15 protein-coding genes are annotated in these 17,464 nt (G+C 71.3%); 8 read left to right on the top strand and 7 right to left on the bottom strand.

Going from position 1 to position 17,464, the window contains the following annotated elements:
- Together ACWCSD_RS28250 and ACWCSD_RS28245 are read right to left on the bottom strand one after the other, a co-directional pair.
- The coding region (locus ACWCSD_RS28250; RefSeq protein WP_358302983.1) for an aldehyde dehydrogenase family protein at nt 1-296 on the bottom strand (296 nt) is incomplete at its 3' end.
- Nucleotides 293-1,573: an aspartate aminotransferase family protein gene (locus ACWCSD_RS28245; protein WP_358302986.1), complete on the bottom strand. Its 1,281-nt coding sequence runs from the start codon at nt 1,571-1,573 to the stop codon at nt 293-295. The genes ACWCSD_RS28245 and ACWCSD_RS28250, both read right to left, overlap by 4 nt.
- 236 nt (nt 1,574-1,809) lie before the next feature.
- Here ACWCSD_RS28245 and ACWCSD_RS28240 point away from each other — a divergent pair, with 236 nt between their 5' ends.
- Nucleotides 1,810-2,517 carry an alternative oxidase gene (locus tag ACWCSD_RS28240; RefSeq protein WP_364340483.1) on the top strand — a complete coding sequence of 236 codons (708 nt, stop codon included), beginning with the start codon at nt 1,810-1,812 and terminating at the stop codon, nt 2,515-2,517.
- On the opposite strand, the gene ACWCSD_RS28235 is transcribed toward ACWCSD_RS28240, so the two are convergent.
- The gene (locus tag ACWCSD_RS28235) at nt 2,514-3,914 is read right to left on the bottom strand and encodes an MFS transporter (RefSeq protein ID WP_449919247.1); all 1,401 of its coding nucleotides are present in this window, start codon (nt 3,912-3,914) and stop codon (nt 2,514-2,516) included. The two genes, ACWCSD_RS28240 and ACWCSD_RS28235, sit on opposite strands and share 4 nt — an antisense overlap.
- Before the next feature lie 103 nt (nt 3,915-4,017).
- Here ACWCSD_RS28235 and ACWCSD_RS28230 point away from each other — a divergent pair, with 103 nt between their 5' ends.
- Genes ACWCSD_RS28230 through ACWCSD_RS28210 form a run of 5 tightly spaced genes read left to right on the top strand, consistent with a single transcriptional unit; the run spans nt 4,018 to nt 9,460 of the window.
- Nucleotides 4,018-4,719, top strand: coding sequence for a TetR/AcrR family transcriptional regulator (locus ACWCSD_RS28230; protein ID WP_397166782.1), 702 nt, complete (start codon nt 4,018-4,020; stop codon nt 4,717-4,719).
- 13 nt (nt 4,720-4,732) lie between these two features.
- The gene (locus ACWCSD_RS28225; RefSeq protein ID WP_358302998.1) at nt 4,733-6,361 is read left to right on the top strand and encodes an AMP-binding protein; all 1,629 of its coding nucleotides are present in this window, start codon (nt 4,733-4,735) and stop codon (nt 6,359-6,361) included.
- Nucleotides 6,362-6,417: 56 nt separating this feature from the next.
- Nucleotides 6,418-8,034: a PucR family transcriptional regulator gene (locus tag ACWCSD_RS28220; protein ID WP_397166784.1), complete on the top strand. Its 1,617-nt coding sequence runs from the start codon at nt 6,418-6,420 to the stop codon at nt 8,032-8,034.
- Complete coding sequence (locus ACWCSD_RS28215; protein ID WP_397166786.1) at nt 8,031-9,062, top strand: P1 family peptidase; 1,032 nt, start codon at nt 8,031-8,033, stop codon at nt 9,060-9,062. The genes ACWCSD_RS28220 and ACWCSD_RS28215 overlap by 4 nt, the downstream gene beginning before the upstream one ends.
- A 5-nt stretch (nt 9,063-9,067) precedes the next feature.
- Nucleotides 9,068-9,460, top strand: a complete 393-nt coding sequence (locus ACWCSD_RS28210; RefSeq protein WP_397166787.1) for a cupin domain-containing protein — start codon at nt 9,068-9,070, stop codon at nt 9,458-9,460.
- 23 nt (nt 9,461-9,483) lie between these two features.
- Here ACWCSD_RS28210 and trpS read toward each other — a convergent pair whose 3' ends face one another.
- A complete protein-coding gene (gene trpS, locus ACWCSD_RS28205; protein WP_397166789.1) occupies nt 9,484-10,446 on the bottom strand; it encodes a tryptophan--tRNA ligase in 963 nt (320 codons plus the stop codon).
- 260 nt (nt 10,447-10,706) lie between these two features.
- On the opposite strand from trpS, the gene ACWCSD_RS28200 reads away from it, so the two are divergent.
- Nucleotides 10,707-12,176: a phosphodiester glycosidase family protein gene (locus ACWCSD_RS28200; protein ID WP_449919238.1), complete on the top strand. Its 1,470-nt coding sequence runs from the start codon at nt 10,707-10,709 to the stop codon at nt 12,174-12,176.
- Between the two features lie 141 nt (nt 12,177-12,317).
- On the opposite strand, the gene fxsT is transcribed toward ACWCSD_RS28200, so the two are convergent.
- The 3 genes from fxsT to ACWCSD_RS28185 form a co-directional block, all read right to left on the bottom strand.
- Nucleotides 12,318-14,819, bottom strand: a complete 2,502-nt coding sequence (fxsT, locus tag ACWCSD_RS28195; RefSeq protein WP_449919235.1) for an FxSxx-COOH system tetratricopeptide repeat protein — start codon at nt 14,817-14,819, stop codon at nt 12,318-12,320.
- A complete protein-coding gene (locus ACWCSD_RS28190; RefSeq protein ID WP_449919232.1) occupies nt 14,816-15,016 on the bottom strand; it encodes a hypothetical protein in 201 nt (66 codons plus the stop codon). Before ACWCSD_RS28190 ends, fxsT begins: the two co-directional genes overlap by 4 nt.
- A 586-nt stretch (nt 15,017-15,602) precedes the next feature.
- Nucleotides 15,603-16,106: a MarR family winged helix-turn-helix transcriptional regulator gene (locus tag ACWCSD_RS28185; RefSeq protein WP_449919229.1), complete on the bottom strand. Its 504-nt coding sequence runs from the start codon at nt 16,104-16,106 to the stop codon at nt 15,603-15,605.
- 93 nt (nt 16,107-16,199) lie between these two features.
- Between ACWCSD_RS28185 and pip the strand changes: the two genes are divergently transcribed.
- The gene (gene pip, locus ACWCSD_RS28180) at nt 16,200-17,168 is read left to right on the top strand and encodes a prolyl aminopeptidase (RefSeq protein ID WP_449919226.1); all 969 of its coding nucleotides are present in this window, start codon (nt 16,200-16,202) and stop codon (nt 17,166-17,168) included.
- The last annotated feature ends 296 nt before the right edge of the window (nt 17,169-17,464 follow it).

The following is a 17,464-nucleotide window of genomic DNA, read 5'->3' as shown; positions in this document are numbered from 1 at the left end:
CCCAACGCGTCCGCATGCACCTTGCCGTGCTCGGCCGAGATCAACGCGGCCAGCTCGTCACGATGGGCGTACATCAGCTCACGGAACCGGAACAGCACCTGCGCCCGCTTGACGAGCGAGGCGTCGCGCCAGGCGGGGAAGGCCGCGACCGCCGCGGCGACCGCGGCGTCGACGTCGGCGGCCGAGGCCAGCCGCACGTGGCCGCTGACCTCCCCGGTCGCCGGGTTGAAGATCTCCGCCGTGCGGCTGTCGCCGTCGACCGGAGATCCGTTGATCCAGTGCTTGACCGACTTCACTGAGCTGCTGCCTCTGCGTTGATGACTTCGAGTGCGTTGACGATGATCCCCAGGCCCTCGGCGGCCTCCTCCACCGTGAGGGTGAGGGGCGGGGCCATGCGGATGGCGGTGCCGTACAGGCCGCCCTTGCCGGCGAGCAGGCCCGCCTTCTTGGTCTCCTCCATGAAGCGGACGGCCTGGGCGGGGCTCTCCAGCTCGACGGCGAACATCAGGCCCTTGCCGCGCACGTCCTTGACGATCGGCAGGCGCTCGGCCGCCTCCTTGAGGCCGCCGATGATGAGGTCGCCGGTGCGCGCCGCGTTGGCCTGGAGGTCGTGGTCGAGGACGTAGTCGAGGGTGGCGTTCGCGGCGGCCATGGAGATGGGGTTGCCACCGAAGGTGGACAGGCCCACGGCGTGCGGGGCGTCCATCAGGTCGCCGCGGGCGACGATGCCGCCGACCGCGAAGCCGTTGCCCAGGCCCTTGGCGAACGTGATCATGTCGGGGGTCACGCCGTGGTTCTGGATGCCGAAGAACGCGCTGCCCGTACGGCCCCAGCCGGTCTGCACCTCGTCGGAGATGAGCAGGATGCCCTGCTCGTCCAGGACCTCCTTGTAGGCGGCGAACAGCCCGTCGGGGGCCATGGTGAAGCCGCCCACGCCCTGGATCGGCTCGGCGATCAGCGCCGCCACGTCGTTGGAGACCGAGGTGGCCAGCACGTGGCGCAGGTCGTCCACGCACGCCTTGATGTAGTCGGCGTCGGACAGGCCCTTGAACTGGGTGAGGTGCCGGTCGGCGCCGTGCAGGAAGTGCACGTTGAGCGGGGAGAGCGAGTTGTTCTTCCACGCCCGGTTGGAGGTGACGCTGACCGCGCCGAAGCTGCGCCCGTGGTAGCTCTGCCGCATGGCGAGCACCTGGTCGGTCCTGCGGGCGTAGGTCGCGAGGAGGAGGGCGGTCTCGTTGGCCTCCGTCCCGGAGTTGGTGAAGAACACCTTGGCGTCGGGGATGCCGGAGAGCCGGGCGATCTTCTCGGCGAGCTCGACCTGGCCGCGCAGCAGATAGACGGTGCTGGTGTGCACCACGCCCGTGGCGAGCTGGCGCTCGACGGCGTCCCGCACCTCGGGCACGTCGTACCCGATCATGTTGGTCAGGATCCCGGCGAAGAAGTCCAGGTAGCTCTTGCCATCGGCGTCGATGACACGATTGCCCTTGCCGCTGACGATCTCGATGGGCTCGTTGTAGTTGAGGGCCAGCCAGTTCGGCATCACTGCCCGGTGGCGCGCGAGAAGCTCCGACATGCTACCGAGTATCCCGTTCCCCCGGGCTTCCTGGCAGCGGCAGGCTGTCGGCGGGGGGTCAAATCCCCTTACAAACTGTAAGTCCTCCCCCTAGGGGATCACCCGTGCGCCTACGGGCGTACGCGCCGGCCCCTCGGTACGCCGCCAGAGGCATCGCGATTGACCACTGGCGGGCGACGACCCGGCGGGCCTTGCTCGGCCACCATCGGACCATCGACGAACCGAGGAGACCGAAGATGACCGTCACCATCGACCTGCGCCCCGGGCGCCCCGAGGCGCCCGCCGGGCCGCCCAAGCTCGACCGCGACCAGCTCCGCCGCGCCCAGCAGGACACCCTGGACACCCCGCGGATGGACTACAGCCTGCTGGCCCGGATGATGTTCAAGCCCGTCGACCTCATGTACGGCAGGAAGGGCTCCTACACGAAGTTCGCCATGCTGGAGATCATCGCGCGGGTGCCGTACCAGGCGTGGGAGCGGATGGGCTACTGGGCCGTCCACCGGCACGCCGGACGGTCGGCCCTGGCCAGGAGGGTCTTCGAGCGCATCGTCGAGGCCCGCGCCGACCAGGACAACGAGCAGTGGCACCTGCTGATCATGCAGGACCTGGTGCAGCGCGCCGGGCAGCGGCAGAACTGGCTGCTGCACAAGGCGGCGCCGTGGCTGATCGCGTTCTTCTATTACCACGTGTCCTGGGTGCTGTTCGTGGTCCGGCCGGACTGGAGCTACCGGCTCAACGCCGAGTTCGAGGACCACGCCGAGCACGAGTACATGACGTTCGTGGCCGAGAACCCCGACCTGGACTTCGTGCCCGACCCCGGCACGTACGCCGACGAGTACGGCCGCTACCGCTCGGTGGCCGACCTGCTCCGGCAGATCGGCCACGACGAGCGCACGCACAAGCTCGACAGCCTGGAGAGCATGCGTGAGCCCCGCGTCCGCTAGACCTTGGCCGGTTCGGGAGCCGCGACGGGCGCGGCCGGGCGCAGCACGGCCAGCGCGAGCAGCGCGGCGGCGACGCTGAACCCGGCCCCGACCCACGAGCCGAAGTGCACGGCCACGGTGAAGGCCCGGTCGGCGACCTCGCCGAGCCCGACCTGTTCGGCGACCCCGATCGACTCGCGGGCCGCCGCGGGCGCGTCGAGCGGCATCTCCGCGGTGTAGACGCCGGCCAGCACGCTGCCGAGCACGGCGATGCTCATGGCCAGGCCCACCTGCTGCACGGTGTCGTTGAGCGCGGAGCCGACGCCCGCGTGCTCCAGCGGGATGGCCCCCATCAGCGAGGCGTAGGCGGAGGGACCGGCCAGGCCGGCTCCCGCGCCCATCAGCACCAGCCCGCCCATCAGCGGCAGGTAGCCGGTGGTGAGCGCCATCACGACGAACCCGACGGCCATGATCAGCAGCCCGGCCGAGATCAGCACCCGGTTGGACACCTTCTTGCCCAGCGCCGCGCCGACGCCGTTGAACACGACGGCCGCCACCGCCTGGGGCAGCATGGCCAGGCCCGCCTGGAGCTCGCCGTAGCCCAGCACGAACTGCAGGTACTGGGTCAGCATGAGCATCACGGCGCCCGCGCCGAACGACATCAGCAGGATCGAGAAGGACGCGCCGCTGAAGTTGCGGTTGCGGAACAGCTGCAGCGGCAGCATCGGGTGCTCGGCCCGCCGCTCCCAGACGACGAACGCGGCCAGTGCGACCACCGCCACCGCGATGAGGGCGATGTTCCACTCGCGTTCGATGATCACGTAGACGGCCGAGGTCAGGCCGACGATCGAGAGCACCACGCCCACCGGGTCGATCCGCCGCCCGGTGCTGCGGGTCTCGGGCATCAGCACGAACGCGGCCACGATGGCCAGCGCGGCGATCGGGATGTTGAGCAGGAAGACCGAGCCCCACCAGTAGTGCTCCAGCAGGAAGCCGCCCAGCGTCGGGCCGGCGATCACGCCGAGCATCGCCACGCTTCCCCAGATGGCCATGGCCTTGCGCCGCTCGTCCTCCTCGAAGACGGTCATGAGGATGGACAGCGTCGAGGGCATCAGGATCGAGCCGCCGACCCCCATCAGGGCCCGCGCGCCGATCACCTGCCAGGGCTCGGCGGCCAGCACGGCCAGCAGCGACGCGCCGCCGAAGAAGGCCAGGCCGATGACGAGGAAGCGGCGGCGGCCGTACCGGTCGGACAGGCTTCCCGCGGTCAGCAGCAGGCCGGCGAAGACCAGCACGTAGGCGTCGAGGATCCACTGGATGTCGGACGGCGTCGCGCCCAGCTCCTCGATCAGGGACGGGATCGCCAGGTTCAGCACGGTTCCGTCCACCGTGAGGACCAGCAGCGAGAGGCAGAGCACGACAAGGACCCACCAGCGACGGGGGTCTCGTACAGCGTTCGAGGTCACTCGCACAGCGTACGACAACTCTCGCACACTGTGCGAGAGCATTTATCCTGGGAGCATGACCGGCAAGCAGTTCACCTCTGTCTGGTTCCGCGAGCCCCGCAAGGCCGCCGCCCCGGGCCGCAGCCGCGAGGAGATCGTCCGGGCCGCGCTGGAGCTGCTCGACCAGGAGGGGATGGCCGGGCTGAGCATGCGCAAGCTCGGCGCGAAGCTGGGCGCCGGCGCCACCAGCCTCTACTGGTACGTCGCCAACAAGGACGAGCTGCTCGAACTGGCCTACGACCAGGTCTGGGCCGAGATGACCGTCCCCGACGCCGAGGAGGTGGGCTGGCGCGACGCCGCCTCCGCCATGGCCTACGGCATGCGCGCGGTCATGCGGCAGCACCCGTGGTCGGCCGACCTCCTCGGCCGGGTGCCCGCGCTCGGCCCGCACGCCCTGTCGGCCTCCGACCGGATGCGCAGGATCTTCAGGGCGGCCGGCTTCCAGGGCCTCGACGTCGACTACGCCGTGGCCGCCGTCACCGCCTTCGTCTACGGCATGACCCTGCCCGAGATCGCCTGGGACGCCACCGCGAAGGACTCCGACTACGACGCCGAGGAGATGCGCGGCATGGTCGCCAAGGCCGCGGCCGACTTCCCCGACATGCTGGAGAGCATGGCCATGGGGGCGTACCAGGATCCGCAGGTGCTCCGGGCCACGGCGTTCGACTTCGGGCTCGTGTCGGTGCTCGACGGCCTTGAGCGGCGGCTGGCGACGTAGCAGGATCCGGGGCATGAGCGATTTCCGCGCCGCCCGCGATCTTCTCCTGAGCGCCGACTACCCCACGGCCCGACGCGACTTCCGCTGGCCGCGGGCCGAGCGGTTCAACTGGGCGCTCGACTGGTTCGACGGGGTGCTGGCCGCCGAGACCCCGCAGGCCGCGGCCCTGACCATCGTGAACCCCGGCAGCCGGGTCTCCCACACCTTCGCCGAGTTGTCGGCCCGCTCCAACCAGGTCGCCAACTGGCTGCACGAGCAGGGCGTGCGCCGGGGCGACCGCGTCCTGCTCATGCTGGGCAACCAGACCGAGCTGTGGGAGTCCCTGCTGGCGGCCATGAAGCTCGGGGCGGTGGTCATCCCGGCCACGACCCTGCTGACGGCCAAGGACATCGGCGAACGCCTCGACCGCGGCCAGGTCGCCCACGTGATCGCCAACGCCGCCGACGCGGGCAAGTTCGGCGCCGGTGAGTTCACCAGGATCGCGGTCGGCGACGCGTACGGGTGGCTGCCGTACCACGAGGCGTACGACGCCCACGAACGTTTCACCCCCGACGCCCCCACCCTGGCCGGCGACCCCCTGCTGCTCTACTTCACCTCCGGCACGACCTCCCGCCCCAAGCTGGTCGAGCACACCCACGCCTCCTACCCGGCCGGCCACCTGTCCACGATGTTCTGGATCGGCCTGCGCCCCGGCGACGTGCACCTCAACGTCTCCTCCCCCGGCTGGGCCAAGCACGCCTGGAGCAACGTGTTCGCCCCCTGGAACGCCGGGGCGACCGTGCTCATCCACAACTACGAGCGCTTCGCCGCCCGCGCGCTGCTGGAGGTGCTGCGCGACGAGCGGGTCACCACCTTCTGCGCGCCCCCGACCGTGTGGCGGATGCTCATCCAGGAGGACCTGGCGGCCTGGAAGCTACCGTTGCGCACGGCCGTGGCCGCGGGCGAGCCGCTCAACCCGGAGATCATCGACCAGGTCGCCAAGGCGTGGGGCATCACCATCCGCGACGGCTACGGCCAGACCGAGACCACCGCCCAGATCGGCAACGTACCGGACGAGCCGGTCAAGCCCGGATCGATGGGACGCCCGCTGCCCGGCTACGACATCGTGCTCATCGACCCCGTCACCGGCGAGCCCGGCGACGACGGCGAGATCTGCCTGCCGCTCGACCCCCGCCCCCTGGGCCTGATGGCCGGGTACGTCGGCGGCTCCGCCGAGGCCATGCGCGACGGTTTCTACCACACCGGCGACGTCGCCACCCGCGACCAGGACGGCTACATCACCTACGTCGGCCGGACCGACGACGTCTTCAAGGCCTCCGACTACCGCATCTCGCCGTTCGAGCTGGAGAGCGTGCTGCTGGAGCATCCCGCGGTGGCCGAGGCCGCCGTCGTGCCCGCGCCCGACCCGGTGCGCCTGGCGGTGCCGAAGGCGTACGTGATGCTGGCCCCCGGGTTCGAGGCCGGCGCCGACACCGCGCGGTCGATCTTCGAGCACTGCCGCCGGGAGCTGGCGCCGTACAAGCGGGTGCGCCGGCTGGAGTTCGCCGAGCTGCCCAAGACGATCTCGGGCAAGATCCGGCGGGTGGAGTTGCGGGTGCGCGAACCCCGAGGTGAGTACCGCGAGGAGGAGTTCAATCTGTGACAGTGTGTATATGGCTGTATGACCGTTCTTACAGGTTGATCGGCTAGGCTCGCCCCGTGCTGCCCACCATTGCCGACGTCCTCGCCCTGGAGACCGTGCGCCGGGGCGGCCCGCGCGTGGTCGCGGGCGCCGACCGGCTCGACACCAAGGTGCGGTGGGTGCACGTCGGCGAGATCGCCGACATCGCCCATCTGCTGCGCGGCGGCGAGCTGGTGCTCACCACGGGCGTCGCGCTGCCCGACGACCCTGAGAAGCTCGCCGACTACGTGGGCGAGCTCGCCTCCGTGGGCGCCTCCGGGCTGATCGTGGAGCTCGGCCGCAGGTTCCTGCGCGAGCTGCCGCGGGCGGTGGTCAAGTCGGCCGAGGAGCACGGGCTGCCGGTCATCGTGCTGGCCCGCGAGACGCCGTTCGTGCAGATCACCGAGTCCGTGCACGCCCGGATCATCGACATCCAGCTTGAGGAGCTGCGCGCCTCCGAGCAGTTGCACGAGGTGTTCACCGAGCTGTCGGTCGAGGGCGCCTCGCCCGCCGAGGTGCTCACCCAGGTCGCCCGGCTGTCCGGCCGTCCGGTGCTGCTGGAGAACCTCGCCCACCAGGTGCTGGCCTGCGAGTCCGCGGGCCGCGACGCCGGCGCGCTGCTGGCCGGCTGGGAGACCAGGTCGCGCGGCGTGGCCCCGGCCGAGCGCACGGCCTACGACCCCGCCTCCGGCTGGCTGGTCACCACCGTCGGTGCGCGCGGCCAGGACTGGGGGCGGCTGATCCTCATCTGCGAGACGCCGCCGACCCCACGCGAGATGGTGATGGCCGAACGCGCCGCCACCACCCTCGCCCTCGGCCGCCTGCTCGAACGCCACCAGGAGTCCCTGGAACGCCAGGCCCACGGCACGATCATCACCGGCATCCTGACCCACGCCTACGCCGACCCCGACGAGGCCGCCGCCCGCGCCCGCGCGGTCGGCGTGCCGCTGACCGGGCGCAAGCTGATCAGCGTCGTCATCAGGCCGACCGAGCCCGTCGACCAGGCGCTCGACGGCCAGGCACAGCTCGGCGAGCTGGCCGAGGCCACCGCCGCCGCCTGCCGCGACGCCCGCCTGCCCGCTCTGGTGGGCGCGCTCGACCAGGAGCGGGTCGGCGTCCTGCTGCCGCTTCCGCCGCGTACCGGCGCCGAGCCCGCGCTGACCGCGCTCGCCGAGCGGCTGCGCATGCTGTGGCGGCCCGGCTCGGCGTTCGTGCTGGCCGCGGGGTCGGTGGTGGAGTCCATCCGGGACGTACGGCGCAGCTTCCTCGAAGCCGAGCAGGTCGCCGACGTGGCCGTGCGCCAGCCGGACGGCCGCGCCTTCTACCGCCTGCCCGACCTGCGCCTGCGCGGCCTGCTCCACCTGCTGCGCGACGACGCGCGGCTGCAGACGTTCGCCGAGCGTGAGCTGGGCCCGCTGCTGGCGCACGACGCCCAGCGCGGCGGCGACCTCACCCGGATCCTGCGCACCTACCTCGACGCGGGCCGCAACAAGGCCGTGGCCGCCCAGAAGGCCCACCTGTCCAGGCCCGCCTTCTACGACCGCCTGCGCCGCCTCGAACGCATCCTCGACACCGACCTCGACGACGTCGAGTCATGCCTGTCACTGCACGTCGCGCTGCTGGCGCTGGAGTCGTTCCGCAGGGAGAACCGTTGAGAGCTCGTGATCACGGCATCGTCGTCGGCACCGGCGTCCCCGGTCCGCTGAACGCGATCACCGACGTGCCCGGCGTGCTCGTCGGCCACACCACGCTGACCGAGGGCACCGCCCGTACGGGGGTCACCGTCGTCCGCCCCGGCCCCGGCCCGGCCTACGACTCCCCCGTCTACGCCGGCTACCACTGGCTCAACGGCAACGGCGAGATGACCGGCCTGCCCTACCTGGACGACTTCGGCCTGCTGCACTCGCCGATCGGGCTGACCAACACCTTCTCCGTCGGCGTGGTGCGCGACGCGCTGGTCTCCCTGGAGATCGGCGGCCGGGGCGGGAGCGCGTGGTCGCTGCCGGTGGTCGCCGAGACCTGGGACGGCCGGCTCAACGACATCGACGCCCGGCACGTCCGCCAGGAGCACGTCGAAGGGGCCTACCACGGCGCCTCGGCGGGCCCGGTGCCCGAGGGGTCGGTCGGCGGCGGCACCGGCATGATCTGCCACGGCTTCAAGGGCGGCATCGGCACCGCGTCCCGCGTGACCGGCGATTACACGGTCGGCGTGCTCGTGCAGGCCAACCACGGCAGCCGCGACCGGCTCACCGTCAACGGCCGCCCGATCGTCATGGACGACGTGCCCCGCCCCGGCGGCCCCGAGGGCGCGGGATCGATCATCGCCGTGGTCGCCACGGACGCGCCGCTCCTCCCCCACCAGTGCCGCAAGCTCGCCCAGCGCGCCGGGCTCGGCGTGGCCAGGACGGGCGGCGCCGGCGAGAGCAGCAGCGGCGACGGCTTCGTCTGCTTCGCCACCGGCAACCGCGGCCTGCCCTCCAACGCCCTCGACGACAAGGGCTCCGGCGTGTTCGAGGTGCGCGTGCTGGCCGACGCCCGTCTCGACCCGCTCTTCCACGCCGCGATCGAGGCCACGGAGGAGGCCATCGTCAACGCGCTGGTCGCCGCCGATACGATGACCGGCGCGAACGGCTTCACCGCCTACGCACTCGACGGCGCCCGCCTCGCCGACCTGGTGAAATGAGCAACATGTCTGATGTCCTGATGCCCGACCTCGAAGACCTCGGCCGCATGATCGCGACCGCCGGCGCGTTCGCCGTGCCCGTGCACGACGTGCGACTGACCCCCGACGAGCTCGACCCCGAGCAGATCGTCGCCGGCGACCCGGCCACGTCGTCGCTGGAGCTCGGCGACGGCAGGGGCATCTGGGAGATCACCCCGGGCGTCGTCACCGACGTCGAGACCGACGAGATCTTCGTGGTGCTGTCCGGCCGCGCCACGATCGCCGTCGAGGGCGGCACCACCATCGAGGTCGGCCCCGGCGACGTGTGCCTGCTGGCCGAGGGCGCGCGCACGACGTGGATCGTGCACGAGACGCTACGCAAGGTGTACCAGTCCCGACAGTCCAAGCAATCCGAGTAGTCCGGACAGTCCGGGCGACCCCGCTAGAACCCCATCGCCGCGCGCACCTCCGCCAGCGTGCGGACCGCCCGCTCCCGGGCCCGCTCGTTGCCCTGCGCCAGCACCTGACGCACGTCGGCCTCGGTGTGCTCGCGCCGCCGCCGCCTGATCGGGCGCAGGAACTCGTTGACCGCCTCGGTGGTCAGCGCCTTGAGCGCGGCGGCCCCGCCGTCGCCGATCTCGTCGGCGATCTCCCGGGGCGGGCGGCCGAGGCAGAGCCCGGCCAGCGTGAGCAGGTTCGCCACGCCGGGCCGGTGCACCTCGTCGAAGGTGATCAGGCGGTCGGAGTCGGTGCGGGCCTTGCGGATGAGGGCGGCGGTCTCGTCCTCGGTGGCCGCCAGGGCGATGGCGTTGCCGCGGCTCTTGCTCATCTTGCCGCCGTCCAGGCCCATGAGCAGCGGACGCTCGCCCAACATGGCCTCGGGCAGCGGGAACACCTCGCCGTACCGCTCGTTGAAGCGCCGCGCGACCAGCCGCGCCACCTCAACGTGCGGAAGCTGGTCGCGGCCCACGGGCACCAGCGTGCCCTTGCAGAACAGGATGTCGGCGGCCTGGTGCACCGGATAGGTGAACAGCAGGCCGCTCACCGCGCGCCGGGCGCTGTGCGCGATCTCGTCCTTCACCGTCGGGTTGCGGCTCAGCTCCGCCACCGACACCAGGCTCAGGAACGGCAGCAGGAGCTGGTTCAGCTCCGGGATCGCGCTGTGCTGGAAGATCGTGACCTTGCCCGGGTCGAGGCCGACGGCCAGATAGTCGAGGAGCACCTCGGTGATGTTGCGCTGGATCTCGCCGGGCAGGTCGCGGTCGGTGATCACCTGGTAGTCGGCGATCAGCACGTACGTCCGGTAACGGTCCTGCAGCTCCACCCGGTTGGCGAGGGTGCCGAAATAGTGGCCCAGATGCAGGCGTCCGGTCGGACGGTCGCCGGTCAGGACGACGTCGTTCACGATGGGTCTCTCCTTCAGGTGTGCCGCCGCCTGAGGGGAGCCCGCACGCACGGAAAAGGGCCGCCACCAGGACGGCCCAGCATGGGGAATCAGCGGCCGTCTGCCGGCCGCCACCACATGCTGATACGGGTCATAGCTCAATGTTATCTGGGCTGGGTGTCAATCTCGTAACCTCTTGAGCAGTTTGGCGCGTTCGGCTGACTCCGGGACCTTGATCTCGTCAGGATGGTTCGGTCCCTTTTCCGCCCTCTGGAGAGTTCATGTCTCGACGCACCCTCGCCGGCGGCCTGGCCATAGCCGCCACGATCACCGTCACCACGCTGCCCGCCTCGGCGGCGCAGCTCGCGGTGAAGTTCCCGTCGGCCAGTTTCCCGCTGGGCGCCCGGCCTGCCGCCACCAAGACGCTGACCGCCGTGACGCAGGGCATCGACCTGTACGACGTGAAGGCGGGCAGCTCCACCGACGGCTACACGGTGACCGTGCTCATGCCGAGCGGCCGCGACTACGGCGCGCTGGAGACCGCCCAGGCCAAGGTCGCCGAGGTCGAGGCGGCCGGGGAGGCGCCGAGCCTGCAGAAGGTGGTCCGGCCGAGCGTGGCCGACGCGCCCTCCCAGACCGTCTACATGGTCCGCGTGGGCCTGTGGTCCTTCAAGGACAAGGCGAAGGCCGACGAGACCGCCAAGGCGCTCAAGGAAGCCGGGCTGAAGGTCAAGGTCGACTACCTCGGCGACGACGGCCTCAAGACCACCGGCCCCTGGGACGCCAAGGTCGTCATGATCGACTCCCGGACGTTCCGCGGCTCGTACGCCGCCTCCCTCGGCGCCAGCGTCGCCGCGCGCGAGACGGTCTCCTCGATGGCCAAGGCGCGCAACGCGGTGGTCGGCGTCAACGGCGGCTTCTTCAACATCCACACCGCCAAGAACCTGCGCGGCGAGCCCGTCGGCGCCTCCGTGGTGGCCGGCCGGCTGCTCAGCGAGGCCGTGCCGGGCCGCTCCGCCGTGGTGCTCCAGGGCCGCAGCGTGCGCATCACCGAGCTGAAGACCGCCGTCACCGCCGTCTCCCAGGACGGCGACAAGCTCGTCGTCAACGGCGTCAACCGCGCCGCCGCCACGGACGAGGCCGTGCTCTACACCGAGGAGTACGGCGCCAAGACGCCGACCGGCGGCACCGACGTCGTCCTCGACGCCAACGGCAAGGCGGTCACCGTACGCGCGAGCGGCGCCGCCGTGGCCAAGGGCACCCGGGTGCTGCACGGCCAGGGCGGCGCCGCCGAATGGCTCGACGAGCACGCCTGGGAGGGCTGGACGGTCAAGATCGACACGAAGGTCACCGACCTGCGCACCCGCAAGGCCCTCAAGCTGACCCCCGACCTGAACGTCATCGCCGGCGGCGTCGGCCTGGTGCGCAACGGCCACGTGAAGATCACTGCCAAGCGCGACGGCCACGACTCCGTGAACATGATCCTGCGCCGCCACCCGCGCACCCTCCTCGGCGTCACCAGGAACGGCAGCCTCATCCTGGCCACCATCGACGGACGCCAGCCCGGCGTGACCATCGGCGCCAACTTCCACGAGGCCGCCCAGTTCATGCGCTGGCTCGGCGCGGTCCAGGCCATCAACCTGGACGGCGGCGGCTCGACCGCGATGGTGGTGTCGAACAAGCTGGTCAACCGGCCATCGGACGGCGTGGAGCGCGGCGTCGGCGACGCCCTCCTCGTCCTTCCCCAGTAGCCGCCGGGGCGCGAGGGGCAGGCTCGCCCCCTCCGCCCCGGCTTCCCCGCCAAGCACCACCCCACGGCCGCGGCCCCGGTCCCGCCGGGCATCCCACCCCACCCCCCATAGGCGGGCGGGCCACGTCTCCTGGCCCGGACTTCACGGGCGGGCATGGGCCGTCCAGTGGGCGAGTTGTTCCCTGGTCGTCACCGTGGCCCGATGCCCGGCCCCCAGCACGCGAGCCCGGACCGGCAACAGCGCCGCGCAGAGATCGCGAGCCCCCGCCGCGTCCCCCGCCATCCCCGTCCAGTACGCGAGGTTGGCCCTGGCGGTCAGGGTGTCCGGATGCTCGGCCCCCTGCACCCGCTCCCGCACCGGCACCAACGCCGCATACTGATCCCGCGCCGCAGCCGCTTCCCCCAACTCCCCCGTCCACCGCGCCAACTCGTGCCGGATCGTCAACGTGTCCGGATGGTCGGGCCCGAGAATGCGCTCCCGAACGGGGAGCAGCGCCGCGTACAGGTCGCGGGCGGCCGCCGCGTCCCCCGCCTTCCCCGTCCACTGGGCCAGGCTGGCTCTGGCGGTGAGCGTGTCCGGATGCTCGGGCCCCTGCACCCGCTCCCGTATCGGCACCAACGCCGCGAACTGATCCCGCGCCGCGGCCGCCTCCCCCAACTCCCCCGTCCACCGCGCCAGCTCGTGCCGGACCGTCAACGTGTCCGGATGATGCGGTCCCGACACCCGCTCCCGTACCAGGAGCAACGCCGCGTACTGGTCGCGGGCGGCCAGCGCGTCCCCCAGCTCGCCGGTCCACCGGGCCAGCTCGTGCCGGTTGATCAGCGTCGAGGGATGCTCGGGCCCCTGCACCCGCTCCCGTACCGGCAGCAGCGCCGCGTACTGGTCACGGGCCGCGGCCGCGTCCCCGGCCTGCCCGGTCCACTGAGCCAGGTTGGCCTGCGTGGTCAAGGTGTCCGGATGCTCGGGGCCCGACACCCACTGCCGGACGGGCAGCAGCGCCGCGTACTGGTCACGGGCGGCCACCGGATCGCCGGCTCGTCCCGTCCACTGGGCCAGGTTGTGCCGGGTGGTCAGGGTGTGCGGGTGTTCGGGGCCGAGCACCCGTTCGTAGACGGGCAGCAGCTCCAGGTACTGGTCACGCGCCGCCGCCGGGTCGCCCGCCTCGCCCGTCCAGAGCGCCAGCTCGTGCCGGGCCGTCAGCGTGGCGACCTCCTCAGGGCCGAGCGCCGCCGCGAGCGCGTCGGCGATCTCCTGGAACAACGACTTCGCCGTACGGTAGTCGCCGCTGGCCCCCAGATACTGGGCCGTCTTGTCCATGCCGGGCGAGGTCGGCCCGAGCACCGTCCGGATGTGCGGCAGCAGCCTGGCGTACCGCGCCCATCGCGCCTTCTGCCCCGGATTGTCGGGCAGCACGGCCTCCACCAGCACCGCCGCCACCTCCCGCCAACGGCGCTGCGCGCGCAGCGGAAGCTGGTCGAGCGTGACGGCCTGCACCAGCCGGTGCACCGTGACCGTCCCGTCCACGGGCGGACCGATCAGGCTGTGCCCCCGCAACGCGCTCAGCGCCGCGTTGATCCTCAGCGTGTCCCGCGGCAGCGCCCGCATCATCAGCAACACGCTGGGATGCACGTCACGCAGCACGCGCGTGCGCGGCCCGGGGATCCGCCCGTAGGCCCGCCGCCGCTGCACGTCCGCCCGGAACAGCTCCCGCGGCGCCCACCGCGCCAGCGGCGAGAGCAGCAGATGGTACGGGATCGCCTCGTGCGCGTAGCAGGACAGCAGCCGCAGCAACGCGATGGCCTGCGGACTCGTCCTGGCCAGCCGCCGGAACGCGAACTGCCACGTGGTGGCCACCCGCTCGCGATACCCCCACGCCTGCCCCTGCGCCAGCAACTCGGCACGCTGGTGATGCAGCAGATCCAGGTACTCCGACAGCTCCAGTCCCGTCTCCGACATGTAGGCCGCGGCCTGCTCCAGCGCCAGCGGCAGCGCGCCGAGCTCCGCCACCACGGCCGCCGCCGCGACGGTGTCGTCCTGCCCCGTGCTCGCCAGCATCAGCAGCGCCGCCGACTCCAGGTCGAGCACCGGCAGCTCCAGCCCACGATCCCGCGGCCAGCTCCCGGACCGGCTCGTGATCAGCACGTGCCCCGGCCCCGCCGGCGGCAACACGGCTCGCACCGCCTCGGCCTCCGGCACGTTGTCGAAGATCAACAACCATGGTTCGGTACGCGCCGCCAGCGCGGCGTGCACCTGGTCGACCGGGTCCGCCGCGTCCGCGCCCAGCTCCCGTAAGCCCATGAGAGCCGCCAACCGGGCGAACGCCGCCGACAACACCGCAGGATCGGCCGCCGGCAACTGCCAGACGAGCTCGTAGTCGTGCTGATGGCGATAGGCGTACTCCAGCGCGAGACTGGTCTTGCCCACGCCGCCGAGCCCGTGCACGGCCACCACCGCAGGCCGCACCTGGCTGGCCAGCAGCCGCTCGCGCAGCTCCACCACGACCTCGTCCCGCCCGACGAGCTGCGGCGGTCGCGGCGCCAGCTGCACGGGCCGCGTCGCCACCCGGGGCCGCGACGGCAGATGCACGTCCCCGATGACCTCGACATGCCCCCCGGTCACCGCCGTGGACCTGTCCCCGGTCATGGCCAGCCCGGACTCCTGCCGCCCGACCACGATCGACCGCTGCCCCTCAGCTCTCTCGACCGCCCCACCAGCAGCAGCACCACCGACGGCCCCACCACGACCGCCACCATCGCCAACGCCACCCGGCCCACCATCGCGCCCGCCACCGGGCCCATCCGCACCGGCACCCGTACCGACAGCATCCTGACCAGCCTCATCGGGCCCCGAGCCACCAGAACCGGCACCAGCCCGCCCGGCCCCCTCGCTCTCCGGACCGCTCTCACCGCCGCCGGTGGGCGCCATGGCCGCCCGAAGCTGCGCCCACAACCCGACCCCGGCGATGAACAACCCCGCGACCCCCACGAACATGCTGACGACGCTGGCCCGCTTGTCCAGCATCTCCAGCTGTAACGGCTCGGCGAAGAACCCCACGACCCCCGCGGCCACCAACCCGACGGAGATCGACGCGAACGTCCACGCCAGCAGCCGACGGCTACGGCGCGCTGACTGCCTGGAAGGGGGAGAAGCGGTCACTCTATTAGAGTTACCCGATTACGTTCAGTATCCCAGCGAGATTATCAGGACCATGAACAACCCCTGACCTTGCCGAACGGCCATCCGGCGCACAACATCACCGATCACCGGCCCCAGACTCGTGCCGCCGCTCAACCCCGACGACCCGCCACCAGCTTCCTTGCCACCCCGCCACCCCGTCCGCTCCGGCCCCGCCGGCTTTCCATCCGCTTCATCCAGCCGGACGGCGACCGAGACACCCCAGCGGGCCCGCGGGCAGCCGAGTGAATCTCAGCCTTGTGCCCCCATCGGCGGCGGCTCGACGAGGTGATGAAGGATCCGCTGCCGCATCGACCGGCGTTCCAACGCCCGCCGTACCTCCTCCACCACGGCCGTCATCGCGTAGGGGAGCTCGCCGTCCAGCTCGGCGACCGTCTGGTGGGTGGCACGCCACTCCGCCTCCAGGAACGGCACCAGCGACCGGCCGCGCTCGGTCAGGTCGATCCGGCGGGTGCGCGCGTCGGGCCCCGGCTCCGAGGTGACGAGACCCTCCTTGCGCATGGCGGCGACGGTCTGGCTGATCGCGGAGTGCGAACGGTTCAGGGACTTCGCGAGCTCGCGAATGGTCAGCGGCCCTGTGTGGGCGAGCCGGATGAGCGGATAGGCGAACCGAGTGCGCACCCCGTCGAGGCCACGCTCCAGGTAGACCTGGTCGATCTCAGCGTCCATGGCTGCCAGGAGTTCGTGCAGGGAGTGCCAGGGGTCGGGTATCGCCGTGGGGTCAGAAGATGTCACAGTGCTAATATAACAGCGCTGGCATAATCGCCGGCCCGCATCAGGCTGCGCAGTGCGCGGCATACCTCCACCCCTCCAACGGCAGGAGCCCCCTTGTATCCCTCGATCGAACCGTACGAGCACGGCATGCTCGATGTCGGCGACGGCAACCTCATCTACTGGGAGGTCTGCGGCAACCCCGACGGCAAGCCCGCGGTCGTCGTGCACGGCGGGCCCGGGTCAGGCTGTTCGACCGGCTCCCGCCGCAGATTCGACCCGGACCGTTTCCGCATCGTCCTGTTCGACCAGCGCAACTGCGGCCGCAGCCGCCCGCACGCCGCCGACCCGGCCACCGACCTGACGAGCAACACCACCCACAACCTGATCGCCGACATGGAACTGCTGCGCGAGCACCTCGGCATCGACCAGTGGCTGCTGTACGGCGGTTCGTGGGGTTCGACGCTGATCCTGGCCTACGCCGAGACCCATCCCGAGCGGGTGTCGGAGATCGTCATCCCCGCGGTCACCATGACCCGACGCTCCGAGATCGACTGGCTCTACCGGGGCGTCGGCAGGTTCTTCCCGGAGGCGCAAGAACGGTTCGTGCAAGGCGTCCCCGACGCCGACAGCGACGGTGACGTGTTCAAGGTGCTGGCGGCGTACTCGCGGTTGCTGGCCGACCCCGACCCGAAGGTACGCGAGAAGGCCGCCCACGACTGGGTCACCTGGGAGGACGCGGTGATCTCCCAGGAGACCAACGGCACACCCAACGCCTACAGCAACCGGCCGGACGACGCCATCATGGCCATGACCCGCATCTGCGCCCACTACTTCGCCAACGCCGCCTGGCTGGAAGAGGGCGTGCTCCTACGCAACGCACACCGGCTGGCCGGCATCCCCGGCGCTCTGATCCACGGCCGCCTGGACATGGGCAGCCCTCTCCAGACAGCCTGGGAGCTGACCAATGCCTGGCCCGACGCCGACCTGCACGTGGTGGCAGACTCCGGCCACACCGGCAGCGAATCCTTCAGCAAGATCCTGAACGAGGCCATCGAAACCTTCTCACCCCCCAAACAGAACTGACCCCTCGGCCCGCCATCACCTCATGGCCGGGGCGCGCTCACAACAAGGGTGTGGACGGTCGCTTCCGATAACAGACCGCAATACTCTCCTCATCGCACCGCACGTGAGGATCGACGACCGGCTCAGATGCCGGCCTGGCCCGAGACGCGCGTGCGAAACCGTCCCCGGATGACACCAAGCGGCCGGACATCCTGAATTACTCCGGAAATGCAGAAAGGGCCCCGACCGAAGTCGGAGCCCTTCCCAAAGATTGTCCGGCGGTGACCTACTCTCCCACACCCTCCCGAGTGCAGTAC

The sequence above is a fragment of the Nonomuraea sp. NPDC001684 genome (assembly GCF_053596515.1).
This window is presented reverse-complemented; position numbering and strand designations above follow the sequence as displayed.